Origin of the sequence: Streptomyces sp. CA-111067 (genome assembly GCF_050956065.1) — a bacterium.
Classification (GTDB): domain Bacteria; phylum Actinomycetota; class Actinomycetes; order Streptomycetales; family Streptomycetaceae; genus Actinacidiphila.
Window position 1 is genome coordinate 8,386,507 of the sequence record NZ_CP192103.1, and the last position, 14,634, is coordinate 8,401,140.

Here is a 14,634-nt window from a genome sequence, read left to right on the forward strand (position 1 = left end):
CGAGAATGAGCGTTTCGCACGCTGAGTTACTCCGACTGCACCGCGATCTGGACGACATCTCACGGGCGAACAGGACCGGGCGCTTCCTGTCCGGCTGGCAGACGACCCACCCGTACGTGGGCCGCTACCTCGACAGTACGCACACGGCGGCGCCGAGCCCGCAGATGCTGGAGAGCTACAGCTTCCTGTCGGACTCCGCCGCGCTGTCCGAGGCCATCGCGCGCTTCCACGTCCGGGCGGACGGGGTGGGCTACCGCCCGGAGGGGGTCTATGTGTCCTCCGGGTCGAGCCCGCTCCTGCTGGGCTTCTTCCTCGCCTTACGGGAGATGGGCGTCGAGGAGGTCTGCTACGTACCGCCGGTGTACTACTCGTGCTACTACTTCTGCTCGTCCCTGGGCATCCCGATGCGCCAGGCCAGTGCCGGCCTCCTGCACAGCGAGTCGGCGGAGCTGGACCTGCCGGAGCGGAAGTCCGCGCTCGTCCTGTGCGATCCCATCTGGGTCTTCGGCACCACCGTGCACGAGCGGCAGATCGAGCGGATCGCCCGATGGCAGCGGCGCACCGGCTCCCTGGTCCTGGTCGACGGCACCTTCCAGTACGCCCGCTGGGACCGCGGTTCGCGGCGGGAACCCACGTCCGGGCTGGAGCCGGACCAGACGTTCCGCATCGTCTGCCCGACCAAGAGCCTGGCCGTGCACGGCACGCGTTTCGCGTACCTGCTGCTCCCTCCCCAGCACCGCCAGTCACTGCGCTACGCCTGCGCGAACATCACCGGCGCGACCAGCGCCACCAACGAGCGCTTCGCCCTGCGGATCATGGAGGTACTCGACTCGGACGAGTCGAACGACGCACTGGTGGCCCACATCCAGTCCGAGCGGCACCGGCTGCTGGAGTCAGGCGTCATACGCTCCGAGGCCGCACCCCCGGAGGCGGGCTACTACACCTTCGCCGTCCTGGACGACGAGTCCATGAAGGAGGCCATCGTGATGGACCAGCGCTTCTTCGGCCTCCACGACCTGGACGACCACGTCCGCGTCAACCTTCTCTATCCGGGCTGGTCACAGCCCTAAGGCCCGGTGCAGGCGGGCCGTTCGCGATCGGATCGATGCGGCAGGCATGGGAAGGGCTTGCTCTGCGAACAGTTCCGATATATCGTTGACGCATCGCGAGCGATCAACGACTTGCGAACGATCTATCAAGGAGAAACATCATGCATTCCCAACGACACGGACATGGACACGATGGCCCCGGGCGGCACGGCTGGGGCGAAGGTGAAGGACGACGCGCGGCTTTCGGGCCGTTCGGGCCGCCCTTCGGCGGGCCTTTCGGGCCCGGTGGAGGCCGCGGGCGCGGTGGGCCGCGGGGGCGGGCCCGGCGGGGTGATGTGCGGGCGTCGATTCTGGCGCTGCTCAAGGACCGGCCGATGCACGGCTACGAGATGATCCAGGAGATCGCCGAGCGCAGCGGCGGCGCGTGGAAGCCGAGCCCCGGCTCGGTGTACCCGACGCTCCAGCTGCTGGAGGACGAGGGCCTGATCACCAGCGCGAGCGAGGGCGGCAAGAAGCTGTTCACGCTGACCGAGGCCGGCACCACCGAGGCGGAAGCCGGTCCCGAGGCCCCCTGGGAGGACGCCGACCGAGGCGTCGACTGGGACGCGCTCAACGAGATAAGGAAGGTCGGCGGCGGCCTGATCGAGGCCTTCCGCCAGGTGTGGGCCACCGGAACGCCCGAGCAGCGCGACAAGGCGCTCGCCGTGGTCAACGACGCCCGCAAGAAGCTGTACCTGATCCTCGCCGACGAGGACGGGGCGGACAGCTGACCGGCGGAGCGGCGGGCACGGACGCGAGTCCGGGCCGCCGGTCCACCGGCCGTCACGACAGCGGCCGACCTGACGTCGGACGTCACGAGCCGGGCCGGGGCCTCACGCCCCGGTCCGGCTCGATCCGCGTATCAGCAGCCGGGTGGGCACGATCTGCGCCCGCGCCGACTGGGTGAGCCCGGAGTCGAGCAGCCCGCGCAGCGCCTCCACCGCCGTCTCGCCCAGCGCGCGCTGGTCCTGCGCGACCGTGGTCAGCGCCGGCCTGACCAGCGCGGCGGCGTCGATGTCGTCGAACCCGACCACCGCCAGGTCGCGCGGCACCGAGAGACCGGCGTCCGCGGCCGCGTGCATCGCGCCGATCGCCATCTGGTCGCCGGCCGCGAAGATCGCGGTGGGCCGGTCGGGCACCGCCAGCAGCCGGCGGGCCGCCCGCTCGCCGCTCTCCAGGAAGAAGTCGCCCTCGGTCACGTACTCCGGCGGCACGGGCAGCCCCAGGCGGGCGCAGGCCCGCTGGTAGCCCGCGAGCCGCTCGGCGGCCGGCGGCAGGTGCAGCGGGCCGGTGACGGTGGCGATCCGACGGTGCCCGAGCGCGTAGAGGTGGTCCACGGCGGCCTCCGCGCCCGCCGCGTTGTCGGAGCTGACCCGGACCGTGTGCGGCCCGGTGAACGCGGTGTCGATGCCCGCGCAGGGCACCGTGGAGGCGGCCAGCACCCGCAGGCAGCGGTCGTCCGGAGGCGTGGTCAGCACGATGACGCCCTCCAGGTTGTGCCGCCGCACCGCCTGGAGATGGGCGGTGTCCGGGTCCTCCGCGCCCGGCGTGGTCAGCAGCATCAGGTGGTAGTCGGACTCCGAGACCGCGGTGCGCACCGCGCTCAACAGGCCGAGCAGGAACGGGTTGTGCAGCCCCTGCGCCTCCTGGCCGCTGTCCCAGATCAGCCCGATGGTGTCGGAGCGGCGCCGGACCAGGGTGCGGGCCGGCTCGTTGGGCGCGTAGCCCAACTCCGCGGCCAGCCGCCGGATCTTCGCGCGGGTGGCCTCGCTCACCTCTGCCCGGTCGTTCAGCGCCCGGGACACGGTAGCGGTCGAAACGCCGCTGCGGCGGGCCAGTTCACGAATGTTCACGGCGTCCCCGTTCTACGTGAGTCGGCTTCGAGGGGACGTGTCAAAAACGCCTCCTGCGTACAGTCTTGACGATGTACTGACACGCCGACAGACTTCCCGCCGATCGGAATCGTTTACGGCAGTCGGCCCGGAAGAACCGGGCCGCCAACAGGAAACGGGACGCCTGCGATGCCAATGAACGCACGACGACTTCGGCTCAGAACCCTGCTGACGCTGGCCACCACGGCCGCCTGTGTGGCCGCCGTCGCGTCGGTACCGGCACAGGCCGGTGACGACCCCAGCTACACCAACGCCCGCGCACCCATTGACGTCCGGGTGCACGACCTGCTCAAGAGGATGACACTGTCCGAGAAAATCGGCCAGATGGACCAGATCTCCGTCGTCAACATGCAGGGCGACTGCCAGTGGAGCGGCGGCGCGTTCACCGAATCCTGCATGAAGAACGTCCTGGTGGACAACGCGGCCGGCTCGGTGCTTTCCGGCGGCGGCGCCGGACCGTCGGCCAACACCCCGCAGAACTGGGCCGAGATGGTCAACACCGTGCAGAAATACGCGGTGACCAACTCCCGGCTGCACATCCCGATCCTGTACGGGATCGACGCCGTGCACGGCGACAACAACGTACTGGGCGCCACGATCTTCCCGCAGGAGATCGGCATGGGCTCCACCTGGGACCCGTCGCTGGCCAAGGGCGAGGGCGCGAGCGCGGCCCGCTCGGTGGCCGCCACCGGCATCGACTGGAACTTCGCCCCGGTCACCGACATCGCCCGCGACCAGCGCTGGGGCCGCTACTACGAGACGTTCGGCGAGGACCCGCTGCTGTCCGGCACGATGGCCGCCGCCGCGGTCAAGGGCATCCAGGACGCCGGCGGCGCCAAGAACGTGGCCGCCACCGTCAAGCACTTCCCCGGCTACGGCGAGCCGGGCAACGGCCACGACCGGGTGCCCGGCGACGTGTCGATGCGCTACCTCCAGGACACCCTGCTGCCCTCCTACAAGCAGGCGATCGACGCCGGCGCGCAGACCGTGATGGTCAACTCCGGTGCCGTCAACGGCATCCCGGCCACCTCCTCGCACTACCTGCTGACCGACGTGCTGCGCAAGCAGTGGGGCTTCAAGGGAGTCGAGGTCAGCGACTGGCAGGACGTACGGGCGCTGCAGACCTCCTACCACATCGCCGCCGACTACCCCGACGCCATCGCCAAGGCGGTCAACGCGGGCCTGGACATGGCGATGGAGCCCTACGACGCGCAGGGCTGGAGCGACGGGCTGAGGACCGCGGTGCAGCGCGGCCTGGTCTCGGTCAAGCGGATCGACGAGTCGGTGTCGCGGATCCTGACGATGAAGTTCGAGCTCGGCCTGTTCGAACACCCCTACGTGGACGCCTCGAAGGCGAACGCCCGGGTGCTCGGCGCCGACACCGCGCTGGCCCGGCAGGCCGCCGACGAGTCGCAGGTACTGCTGCGCAACGAGGCCGGCACGCTGCCGATCCCGTCCTCCGCCAAGAAGATCGTGGTGGCCGGCTCCTACGCCGACGACATCAACGACCAGGCCGGCGGCTGGACCGTGGGCTGGCAGGGCGTGCCCGACGGGGTCACGCTGCCCGGCACCACCGTGCTCCAGGGCATCAAGAAGGCAGCACCGGCCGGCACCACCGTGGTGCAGGCCACGACCGACGCGGACGCCGTCACGCAGGCAAAGAACGCCGACCTGACCGTGGTCGTGGTCGGAGAGAAGGCCGCCGCTGAAGGGGCCGCCGACAGCCCGCGGCCCGAACTGAGCGCCGACCAGCAGGCGTTGGTGAAGTCGCTGAAGGCGACCGGCAAGCCGGTGGTCACGGTGGTGCTGGCCGGCCGGCCGCTGGTGCTCGGTGACGCCGACGGCACCCAGGGCCTGCTGATGTCCTGGCTGCCCGGCTCCGAGGGCGGAAACGCCGTCGCCGACGTGCTGTTCGGCAAGGTCAACCCGAGCGGGCGGCTGAACGTCAGCTGGCCCAAGGACATCGGCAACGAGCCGATGTACTACCAGCAGCTGCCCGGCACCAACAGCGGTCCTGAGTCCACGGTGGACGCCGCCTACCCGTTCGGCTCGGGACTGTCGTACACCAGCTACGACTTCTCCTCCATCACCCCGTGGACGAAGACCGTGCGCGCGGGTGACACCGTCCACCTGAAGGTGAAGGTGTCCAACACCGGTGGCACGGCGGGAGATCTGGTCGTACCGGTGTACGTGTCGCAGCCGTCGAGCGACGTCCTGGCCCCGTCCCGGAAGCTGGTCGCCTTCACTCGCGTGCACCTGACGGCCGGGAAGTCCAAGACCGTGGCGCTCGATGTGCCGCCGAGCCGCCTCGCGGTCACCCCGGGCGACATCGACGGCTCGGGCAAGCAGCAGGTGGCGCGCGGCGCGTACGTGTTCACCGCGGGCACCCAGACCACCACGGTGACCGTGCGCTGACCACCAAGCACTGGCCGGCGGACACCTGACGCCGGGCCGCGGCGGGGCGAACCCCCGGCCGCGGCCCGGCGCGTTCCGTCGGCGGCCTCTCACGTCTGGTGGGCCGGTATCTGCGCCGGCCGGGCCCGCCGGGTGTGCCGGGACAGCGTCGGCGGCCGGGCCAGCAGCCGGTTCACATGCGCCCGCGGCAGCCCGTGCGCCGGATTGACCGGCAGCAGCAGCCGGTCGGTGCGCAGCAGCGACTGGCGCACCAGCCGGCGCGGGATCACGTCGTCGGTCCAGGCGAACGGCCGCCCCGCCGCGTACCGCAGGATCGGCGCCCACTTGCGGCCCGCGTACCGCTCGGCGGCCGGCAACCGCGGGTCGCCGGGCCGCGGCCGGTAGCCGGTGAACTCCACCACCGGCAGCTCCGGCAGCCCGAGGCGCGGCCCGATCTGCCGGTTCGCCTCGTGCTCCCAGGTCGTCGCCCAGACCAGGTCGTAGGTGTGCGCCAGTTCCCGCAGCCACCGGCCGTGCCGCGCCGAGAGCAGCACCGTGTGGGTGAGGATGTCGTACACGGTGAAGTCCGGCGACGGCAGCACCGGATTGAGCACACCGTCGACGTCGAGGAAGAGCAGGGGTCTGACCGCCATGGGCCTCTCCTTCCCTGATGCCGGACGGCATGCCCGGTGCAGTTCGCCTGACAGTGACGACGGACCGGTCGCCCGCGGTTGCGGGCCCGGCGGGAGGACATATGCGCGAGAGCGACGGCGTCGGAAACAGCGACGACGGTGGCACGGCCGGGTCCCCGGCGGGCGGCGACGAACTGCTGCTCGCCCGGGCCCGCAAGGCGCCGGTACTGGCCGGACCGCTGCCCGACTTCGACCCGCGGACCGCGCCGGACGCGCCGGGCCCGCTGTTCGCGAGCTGGCTGAGCCGGGCGCTGGACGACGAGGTGCCCGAGCCGCACGTGATGACGCTCAGCACCGCGAGCGCCGACGGCGCGCCCAGCGCCCGGGTGCTGATGCTGCGCGGCATCGACTCGGCCGGCTGCCGCTATGACTTCGCCTCGGACGCCGGCAGCGGCCGCAAGGGCCGCGACCTGGCCGGCAACCCGCGGGCCGCGCTGACCTGGTACTGGCCCGCCCACGGCCGGCAGATCCGGATGACCGGCACCGTCGCCGCGCTGGACGAGCAGGCCACCCGCGCGGACTTCCTCGGCCGCGGCGAGCGGGCCAGGACCGCCGGGTTCACCGGCCGGATGAGCGAGCCGCTGGCCGGACCCGAGGAGTACGAGCGCGAGCGGCGCAAGGCCGCGGCGCTGGTGGCGGCAGAACCGGACCGGGTACCCGAGGGCCACACCCTCTACCGGCTGCGGGCGACCGGGGCGGAGTTCTTCCAGGCCGACCCCCGGCACTTCCATCTGCGGGTACGGTATCTGCGCGAGGGCGACGGGTGGACCCGTACGCTGCTGTGGCCGTGACCCGCCTCACGCCTTGATTCCGGCCACTCATCCCAGGGGATGACGCGCCGAACGGACGACCCCCTCCAGCGGTGGAGACGTGAATGCCCCGTTGAGCCGATGCGCCACGCCGGGCCGGCCTGATGAGGTGAATGGCGTGTACAGCCACCACGGGCCGGGGCTCGACCTGAACCACCTGGCGGACGACGCCCACCTCACCGTCGAGGTGCACTCCGTGGTGGCCAGCGCGCGGCGGCGCGCCACCCGGGACGGCGACCGGCAGGTGGACACCGCGCACCTGCTGCACTCGCTGCTGGAGAACGACCCGCGGGCCTACGCGGCCTGCGACGCGGGCGGCGGGCAGTCCGCCCGGATGCTCGGTTACCTGGTGCAGCGCAGCATCGGCTACGGGCTGCGCTGGCACGGCAGCGTCGAGGACTCGGGCGAGCTGCCCACCGTCGGGGAGGGGGCCGCGCCCGGCTGGAGCCCGTCCGCCGCCGCAGCGATGCGCGCGGCCGTCGTGCTGGCCCGGCGGGGCGGCCGGCTGCGGGCCGACGGCGTCGATCTGCTGCACGCGCTGGCCGCCGACCCGCAGTGCCGGGCGATGGATGTGTTCCGGGCGGCCGGCATCGACGTGGGCACCTTCGGGGACGGTGCCGCGAGCCACCGCGATGACAGTGGCTATCGGGATGACGGTCCTGTCGCGAGCTGACATCATGACCCGATGCGGACACGTCAGGGTGGCAACAGGGGACTCGGGCTCGCGCTGCTCTCGGCCTTCGCCTTCGGCGGCTCGGGGGTCGCGGCCAAACCGCTGATCGAGGCCGGGCTCGACCCGCTGCACGTGGTCTGGATGCGGGTGGCGGGCGCGGCGCTGGTGCTGCTGCCCGTCGCCTGGCGGCACCGGAGCCTGCTGCGCCGCCGATTCGGCCTGGTGGCCGGCTTCGGCGTGCTCGGCGTCACCGGCTGCCAGGCGCTGTACTTCCTGGCGATCGACCGGATCCCGGTCGGCGTCGCGATCCTGGTGGAGTTCCTCGGCCCCGCGCTGCTGCTCGGCTGGGTCCGCTTCGTCCAGCGCAGGCCGGTCACCCGGGCCGCGGCGGTCGGCGTGCTGTTCGCGGTGGCCGGCATGTCCTGCGTGGTCGAGATCTGGTCGGGACTCGCCTTCGACCCGGTCGGCCTGCTGTGCGCCTTCGGCGCCGCCTGCTGCCAGGTCGCCTACTTCGTCCTCGCCGACCACGGCAGCCACGGCGAGGACGCCCCCGAGCCGGTCGCCGTCATCGCCCACGGCCTGCTGGTCGGCACGGTGCTGCTGACCGCCGCCGCCCGGCCGTGGCAGATGCACTGGGCGGTGCTCGGCCACCAGACCGCGCTGGGCGACCGGCAGGTGCCGGCCGCGCTGCTGCTGGCCTGGATCGTGCTGGTCTCGACGGTCCTGGCCTACCTGACCGGAGTCCTCGCGGTGCGCAGCCTGACCCCGCAGGTGGCCGGGGTGGTGGCCTGCCTCGAAGCGGTCGTCGGCACCGTACTGGCCTGGATCCTGCTCGGCGAGCACCTCGGGCCGCTCCAGGTCACCGGCGGCGTGCTCGTCCTGGCCGGCGCCTTCGTCGCGCAGACCGCCGCGGCCTCCAACTCCCGCCCGCAGGCACCGACGGCCCCGGTACCGGGCGCGGAGCTGCCGCAGCCGGCACCCACCCGGTAAAGGCCGCAGTGCCCGACCCGGGCCCGTAGAGTGACGGCCATGGGTCTGACCGTTCTTCCGCCGCCCGTCCTCTGACGCGGGCGGCACTTCCCTGCACGACGCGAACCGGAGTCCGCGCGCGGTAGTCACGCGCGCCGGTCGGCCGGGGCGGTCGGCGCTGCCCGCAGACGGTGATCAGCGAATCGACCACCTCTTCCGCGGGAGAACTCCGTGTCCGTCACCCATGCCGATCCACTCGTCCCCGTACCGGCCCCCGCCGGCCTCTCCACCGGCCGCGGGCTGCTCTACGTCGTCCTCGCCGCCACCGCCTGGGGTACGGCCGGCGCCGCGGCGGCGCTGCTGTACCGCGACAGCGGCCTCGGCCCGCTGGCCCTCACCTTCTGGCGCGCCGCGGGCGGCTTCCTGCTGCTGCTCGGTGTGCGGGCCTGCCGGCCCGCCGCTTCCCGCCGGCCGGGCGCCCCGCGGCGGTCCGCGCTGCCCCGGCTGCTGGCCACCGGCGCCGGCCTGACGATCTTCCAGACCGCGTACTTCTGCGCGGTGCGCTCCACCGGGCTCGCCGTTGCCACCGTGGTCACCCTCGGCTCAGGCCCGGTGCTGATCGCGGTGGCCGCCCGGCTGACGATGGGCGAACGGCTCGGCCGCGGCGGCACGGTGGCCGTCGCGGGAGCGCTGGCCGGGCTGTCCGTCATGCTGCTCGGCGGCGGCTCCGCGACGGTACGCCCCGCCGGGGTGCTGCTGGCCGTGCTGTCCGCGGCAGGCTACGCCGCCATCACCCTGCTGACCCGCTGGTGGGGCAGCCGCGGGCTGGCCGGCGACGCCTTCGACACCTCGCTGTGGTCGTTCGGGATCTGCGCCCTGCTGCTGCTCCCGGCCGCCCTCGCCGAGGGACTGCTGCCGCACGCCGCCGACGCCGGCCGCACTCTGCTGCTGCTCGGCTACCTGGCCTCGGTGCCCACCGCGGTCGCCTACGCGATGTACTTCGCCGGCGCCGCCGTGCTGCGGGCCGCGACCGTCTCGGTGGTCGCGCTGATCGAACCGGTCTCGGCGGCGGGCATCGCGGTGACCCTGCTCGGTGAACGGCTCACCGCGGCGACGCTGTCGGGCACGGTGATCCTGCTCGCCGCCGTGACCGCGCTCGGGTTCGCGGAGGCGCGGTCGGCCGCGGCGCGCCGCCGGACGGCTCAACTGCCGCTGGAGGCCGAGGCGGTGCTGCCTGCCAGATAGCCCGGCAGCGGCACCGCGGGGTCGAGGTCGGCGGACGGGATCGGGTCGCCGTAGGACCTGGCCACCGGCACCACGCCGCTCCAGTAGGGCAGTTCGAGGTCCTCCGGCTCGTCGTTCGGGCCGCCGGTGCGGAGCTTCGCCGAGACCTCTTCGAGGTCGAGGCGGACCACCGCCGTCGCGGACAGCTCCTTGGCGTTGGCCCGGCGCGAGTCGGCGGACCGGCCCGGAACGACCTGCTCGACGATCGCGTCCAGCGCGCGCGAGCGCTCGCCGGTGTCGGTGACCTGGTGCGCGATCCCGTGCACCAGCACCGAGCGGTAGTTGATCGAGTGGTGGAAGGCGGAGCGGGCCAGCACCAGCCCGTCCACATGGGTCACGGTGAGGCAGACCGCGAGCCCCTGGTCGGCGCCCGCGCCGCGCAGTGGGCGCGAACCCGTCGAACCGTGCACGTAGAGCCGCTCGCCGACCCGGGCGTAGAGGGTGGGCAGCACCACCGGCGCGCCGTCCCTCACGAAGCCGAGATGGCACAGGTAGCCCGCGTCGAGAATGGAGTGCACCAGCTCGCGGTCGTACGAGGCTCGTTCGCGGCTGCGGGTCGGCACCGTGCGATCGGTGGGCTGGTAGGGGGCGGGCGGCGCAGCGGACATGGCGGAATCCTTTGAACTAGTACATAATGATGTTTGTGCTAGGAGATTATCGGATCACCGGTCGGGGCGCATCGGGTATTGCCGCCGACGTCGAGAGCGCGGTCGGGGCCGGCGCGCTGCGCCCAGGCGACGCGCTGCCGCCACTGCGCGAACTGGCCCGCGAGCTGGCGGTCAACCCGAACACGGTGGCCGCCGCCTACCGGCTGCTGCGCGACCGCGGGGTGATCGAGACGGCCGGACGGCGCGGCAGCCGGATCCGCTCCCGGCCGGCCACCGCGCCCCGTGAGACGATCAGGATCGAGGTGCCCGCCGGCGTCCGGGACATCTCCAAGGGCAATCCCGACACCGCGCTGCTGCCCCCGCTGGCCGCGGCGCTGGCCGCCGCCGCGGAGCGCGCCGACCGGTCGCCGGTGCTCTACGGCGAAGCGCCGGTCGACGCCGACCTGGCCAGGCTGGCCCGCGCCGCTCTGGACGCCGACGGCGTGCCGCCCGGCCCGGTCGGCGTCACCTCCGGGTCGCTCGACGCGATCGAACGGGTGCTGGCCGCGCATCTGCGGCCCGGCGACCAGGTGGCCGTGGAGGACCCCGGCTGGGGCAGCATGCTGGACCTCGTACCGGCCATGGGGCTGCGCGCGGTCCCGGTGGCGGTGGACGACGAGGGGCCGGTGACGGCCGAGGTGCGGCGGGCGCTGCGGGCCGGGGTGCGGGCGCTCGTGGTCACCGACCGGGGGCAGAATCCGACCGGAGCGGCCATCTCGGCGGACCGCGCCGCGGAGTTGCGCGACCTGCTCGCCGACCACCGCCAGGTGCTCGTCATCGACGACGACCACGTCAACGGCCTGGTCGACCTGCCGCTGCACTGCCTGTCGGCGGCCACCGAGCACTGGGCGCTGACCCGTTCCACCGCCAAGGCGTACGGCCCCGACCTGCGGCTGGCGATCTACACCGGCGACACCGTGACGGCCGACCGGGTGCGCGGCCGGCACCGGCTCGGCGCGGGCTGGGTCAGCCACCTGCTGCAACGTGCGGTCGTCCAGCTGTGGGAGACCGGCGCGGTGGACCCGGCGGCCGTCGCCCGTTCCTACGGCGAGCGGCGGGACGCGCTGGTCGCGGCGCTCGCCGAGCGCGGGGTGGCCGCGCACGGGCGCACCGGGATGAACGTCTGGGTGCCGGTCAGCGACGAGACCGGCGCGGTGGCCGGACTGCTCCAGCGCGGCTGGGCGGTGGCGCCCGGCGCCCGCTTCCGGGTCCGCTCGGCGCCCGGCGTACGGCTCACCGTCTCTCCGCTGACGTCCGCCGACATCGGCCCGCTGGCCGAGGCGGTCGCCGGGGTGCTGGGCGCGACGGGCGCCGGCCGCTACGGCTGACGGGCCGCCGGCGCGGTGACCGGCTCCGCGACGGACGGCTTCCCGGCGGGTGTCCGTGCGGAGGATTTCTGCGGGACGTCCTTCTGTGCGGCAGCCGCCTTCGGACGCCGCTGGGTCAGCGCGGCACCGGTCAGCACCACCACCGCGCCCACCGGCTCGTTCCAGCTCAGCGACTCGCCGAGCAGCAGCACTCCGGCGGCGGTGGCCACGATCGGGATCAGGTAGGTGACCATCGAGCCGATCGTCGGACCCTTCTCGGCGACCAGCCCGTACTGCACCAGGAACGCCAACCCGGTGCCGAGCGCGCCGAGCGCCAGCACCGAGAGCACCGACTTGGCCGGGTACGAGTGCGGCATCGAGGTGAAGAGCGGCGTCACGATGACCAGTTGCAGCGTGCCGAGCCCCAACTGCCCGGCCGACACCGCCAGATGGGAGGCGCCGGTGTCCGACAGGGTGCGCCGCACGTACGCCCAGCCGACCGCGTAGCTGAGCGCCGCCGTCAGCGCCATCAGCGTCCCCTTGGGGTCCTGGCCGGAGAAGCCCTGCCAGGCGCCGAGCACGGTGAGCACGCCGATGAAGCCGAGGCCGACGCCCGCGAAGCGCTGCCGCGACGGCCGGTCCTCGGACAGCGCCACCACCGAGACCACCATCGCGAACAGCGGTGTGGCGGCGTTGCAGATGCCCGCCACCATCGACGGGATCGTCTTCTCCGAGGTGGCGAAGAGCGTGAACGGCAGCGAGTTGAGCAGGAAGGCGGCGACCGTCAGATGCAGCCAGGTACGGGCACCGCGCGGCAGCCGCTCCCGCTTGACCGCGACCGCGGTGGCCAGCACGGCGGTGCCGAACACCATCCGGCCCAGGGTCACCTGGAGCGGCGCGAACGCCTCGTTGCCGACCTTCATGAACAGGAAGCTGAAGCCCCACACCAGTCCGAGGGCGGTGAAGCGGATCCGCCAGTCGATGCCGGCCCTCGCACCCGGCCCCGCGGGTGCGGGACCCTGCGTGGGCAACGGTATGGCGGCGGTGCTGCGACGGTCTGCTGGGGCGCTCATATGCTCACCATGGCCCGTCCGACGTCTTAGAACAAGCGAGTTTTCATTCACCAACGGCGTAGTATCGCTTACATGTCGAGCGCCGAACACCTCCTGAGCCTGGAACGCCTGCGAATCCTGCGGGCGATCGACACCTACGGCTCGGTCAGCGCCGCCGCCGACGTGCTGAGCGTGACCACGTCCGCCGTCTCGCAGCAGATGGCGAAGCTGGAGCGGGAGACCGGCCAGCCGCTGCTGGCCAAGAACGGCCGCGGGGTGCGGCTCACCGACGCCGGGCGGCTGCTGTCGGGGCACGCCGAGCGGCTGCTGTCGCTGGCCGAGCTGGCCCGCGCCGACCTGGAGGCGCACCGCGGGGTCGCGGTCGGCGAGCTGCGGGCCGGGTCCTTCCCCACGGCGGTGCGCGGGCTGTTCCCGGCCGCCCTGAAGGCGCTGCGCGCGCAGCACCCGCAGCTGCGGGCCGTCGTCCACGAGATGGAGCCGGACGAGTCGCTGGTGCGGCTGGCCCGCGGCGACATCGACCTGGCCGTCGTACTCGACTGGTACAACAAGCCGCTGTCGCTGCCCGGCGGCCTGGCCAAGGCACCGCTCGCCGACGACATCGTGGACGTGGCGCTGCCGGCCGGGCACCGGCTGGAGGGCAGGTCGGAGATCGACCTCGACGAGCTGGCCGACGACGACTGGATCGCCTGGCCGGACGGCGGTTTCTGCCACGAGTGGCTGCTGTTCACGCTGCGCGGCAAGGGCATCGAGCCGCGGATCGCCCACCACGCCCAGGAGCACGCCACGGTGCTCGCGCTGGTCGGCTCGGGCCTCGGCGTCGCCGTCATCCCGCGGCTCGGCCGCGACCCGATGCCGTCGGGCGTGGCCGTCACCGCGGTCCGGCACACCATGCGGCGGCACGTCTTCGCCGTCTGGCGGGAGGACGCGGACCGCCGCCCGGCGATCCGGGCGGCGGTGGCGGCCCTGCGCGCCTCAGCGGGGCGCCCGGCGGACTGACTCGCCGGCCGCGAACCCCGTCGTCCGCCGGACCGACGGCACCGGACGTGGACCGCTCCGGCCGCCGGCCCCCGGCCGCGGACCCTGCCGGTCGTCGACGCCTGGGCCGTCCCGAGCGCCGACCCCTGCTGGTCGTGGACGCCCCGCCGCCCCCCGGCCCGGGCGGGCGCGTGCACCGGCCGGCCGCGTGTCCCCGCACGCCGGCCGGCCGGTGCCCGTCTCCCCGTCCGGTCAGGCCAGTTCGACCTGGTCGCCGGAGACCGTGACCTGCTTCGGCGCCAGCGGGGCCGGTGCCGGGCCGCCGGCCACCGAGCCGTCCGCCACCTTGAACTTGCTGCCGTGGCACGGGCAGTCGATCGTGCCGTCGGCGACCTCCTTGACCAGGCAGCCCATGTGGGTGCACACCGCCGAGAACGCCTTGAACTCCCCGGCGGTCGGCTGGGTGACGACCACCTTCTGGGCGGCGAAGATCTTTCCGCCGCCGACCGGGATGTCGGAGGTCTTCGCCAGCGCCGTACCGCCGGCCGGCGCGGAGGCCGGGGCCGACGACGTCGACGAGGGCGCCGAGGACGACGTGCTCGGCGCCGCCGACGACGCGGGGGCCGTGGTGCCAGACGACGCGTCCGAGTCCGAGGAGTCGGATCCGCCGCCGCAGGCGGTCAGCGCGGCGGCGAGCCCCACACCGCCCGCCGCCGTGACGATGCCGCGACGGGTGGGGGCAGTGGGGAGTCCGGGGGTCTGGGCCATCTTCTGCATCCTGTCCGCTGGTGGGGCCGGGCCCGGCGGCATACTGTCGCCGGGCAGCGTGCA

The 14,634-nt window shown here is 73.3% G+C and carries 14 protein-coding genes; 9 read left to right on the plus strand and 5 right to left on the minus strand.

The window, feature by feature from the left end; genetic code table 11:
- Positions 1–5 precede the first annotated feature (5 nt).
- Both ACQPW6_RS37000 and ACQPW6_RS37005 read left to right on the plus strand, forming a co-directional pair.
- Positions 6–1,070, plus strand: coding sequence for a pyridoxal phosphate-dependent aminotransferase (locus tag ACQPW6_RS37000; protein ID WP_433894107.1), 1,065 nt, complete (start codon positions 6–8; stop codon positions 1,068–1,070).
- Between the two features lie 140 nt (positions 1,071–1,210).
- Positions 1,211–1,819 (plus strand): PadR family transcriptional regulator, encoded by a 609-nt coding sequence (locus ACQPW6_RS37005; RefSeq protein ID WP_433894108.1) that lies wholly within the window; start codon positions 1,211–1,213, stop codon positions 1,817–1,819.
- 102 nt (positions 1,820–1,921) lie between these two features.
- Here the strand turns inward: ACQPW6_RS37005 and ACQPW6_RS37010 are convergent, their stop codons facing one another.
- Positions 1,922–2,941 (minus strand): LacI family DNA-binding transcriptional regulator, encoded by a 1,020-nt coding sequence (locus ACQPW6_RS37010; RefSeq protein WP_433894109.1) that lies wholly within the window; start codon positions 2,939–2,941, stop codon positions 1,922–1,924.
- A 168-nt stretch (positions 2,942–3,109) separates the two neighbouring features.
- Here ACQPW6_RS37010 and ACQPW6_RS37015 point away from each other — a divergent pair, with 168 nt between their 5' ends.
- Positions 3,110–5,395, plus strand: a complete 2,286-nt coding sequence (locus ACQPW6_RS37015) for a glycoside hydrolase family 3 N-terminal domain-containing protein (protein WP_433894110.1) — start codon at positions 3,110–3,112, stop codon at positions 5,393–5,395.
- Between the two features lie 89 nt (positions 5,396–5,484).
- Here the strand turns inward: ACQPW6_RS37015 and ACQPW6_RS37020 are convergent, their stop codons facing one another.
- On the minus strand, positions 5,485–6,027 hold the full coding sequence (locus ACQPW6_RS37020) for an HAD domain-containing protein (protein WP_433894111.1): 543 nt from the start codon (positions 6,025–6,027) through the stop codon (positions 5,485–5,487).
- 101 nt (positions 6,028–6,128) lie between these two features.
- Here ACQPW6_RS37020 and ACQPW6_RS37025 point away from each other — a divergent pair, with 101 nt between their 5' ends.
- The 4 genes from ACQPW6_RS37025 (at position 6,129) to ACQPW6_RS37040 (ending at position 9,762) form a co-directional block, all read left to right on the plus strand.
- Positions 6,129–6,857, plus strand: a complete 729-nt coding sequence (locus tag ACQPW6_RS37025; protein ID WP_433894112.1) for a pyridoxine/pyridoxamine 5'-phosphate oxidase — start codon at positions 6,129–6,131, stop codon at positions 6,855–6,857.
- A gap of 136 nt (positions 6,858–6,993) precedes the next feature.
- Positions 6,994–7,548: a Clp protease N-terminal domain-containing protein gene (locus ACQPW6_RS37030; RefSeq protein WP_433894113.1), complete on the plus strand. Its 555-nt coding sequence runs from the start codon at positions 6,994–6,996 to the stop codon at positions 7,546–7,548.
- Positions 7,549–7,560: 12 nt separating this feature from the next.
- Positions 7,561–8,538, plus strand: a complete 978-nt coding sequence (locus ACQPW6_RS37035; RefSeq protein WP_433894114.1) for an EamA family transporter — start codon at positions 7,561–7,563, stop codon at positions 8,536–8,538.
- 210 nt (positions 8,539–8,748) lie between these two features.
- Positions 8,749–9,762, plus strand: coding sequence for a DMT family transporter (locus ACQPW6_RS37040; protein WP_433894115.1), 1,014 nt, complete (start codon positions 8,749–8,751; stop codon positions 9,760–9,762).
- Here ACQPW6_RS37040 and ACQPW6_RS37045 read toward each other — a convergent pair.
- Positions 9,720–10,409 (minus strand): pyridoxamine 5'-phosphate oxidase family protein, encoded by a 690-nt coding sequence (locus ACQPW6_RS37045; protein ID WP_433894116.1) that lies wholly within the window; start codon positions 10,407–10,409, stop codon positions 9,720–9,722. The two genes, ACQPW6_RS37040 and ACQPW6_RS37045, sit on opposite strands and share 43 nt — an antisense overlap.
- Positions 10,410–10,435: 26 nt before the next feature.
- Between ACQPW6_RS37045 and ACQPW6_RS37050 the strand changes: the two genes are divergently transcribed.
- Entirely contained in the window at positions 10,436–11,776 is a 1,341-nt protein-coding gene (locus tag ACQPW6_RS37050) for an aminotransferase class I/II-fold pyridoxal phosphate-dependent enzyme (RefSeq protein ID WP_433894117.1), read from the plus strand.
- On the opposite strand, the gene ACQPW6_RS37055 is transcribed toward ACQPW6_RS37050, so the two are convergent.
- Positions 11,767–12,828 (minus strand): DMT family transporter, encoded by a 1,062-nt coding sequence (locus ACQPW6_RS37055; protein ID WP_433894118.1) that lies wholly within the window; start codon positions 12,826–12,828, stop codon positions 11,767–11,769. The two genes, ACQPW6_RS37050 and ACQPW6_RS37055, sit on opposite strands and share 10 nt — an antisense overlap.
- A gap of 72 nt (positions 12,829–12,900) precedes the next feature.
- Here ACQPW6_RS37055 and ACQPW6_RS37060 point away from each other — a divergent pair, with 72 nt between their 5' ends.
- Positions 12,901–13,824, plus strand: a complete 924-nt coding sequence (locus ACQPW6_RS37060) for a LysR family transcriptional regulator (protein WP_433894119.1) — start codon at positions 12,901–12,903, stop codon at positions 13,822–13,824.
- 231 nt (positions 13,825–14,055) lie between these two features.
- Here ACQPW6_RS37060 and ACQPW6_RS37065 read toward each other — a convergent pair whose 3' ends face one another.
- Complete coding sequence (locus ACQPW6_RS37065) at positions 14,056–14,571, minus strand: Rieske (2Fe-2S) protein (RefSeq protein WP_433894120.1); 516 nt, start codon at positions 14,569–14,571, stop codon at positions 14,056–14,058.
- Positions 14,572–14,634 lie beyond the last annotated feature (63 nt).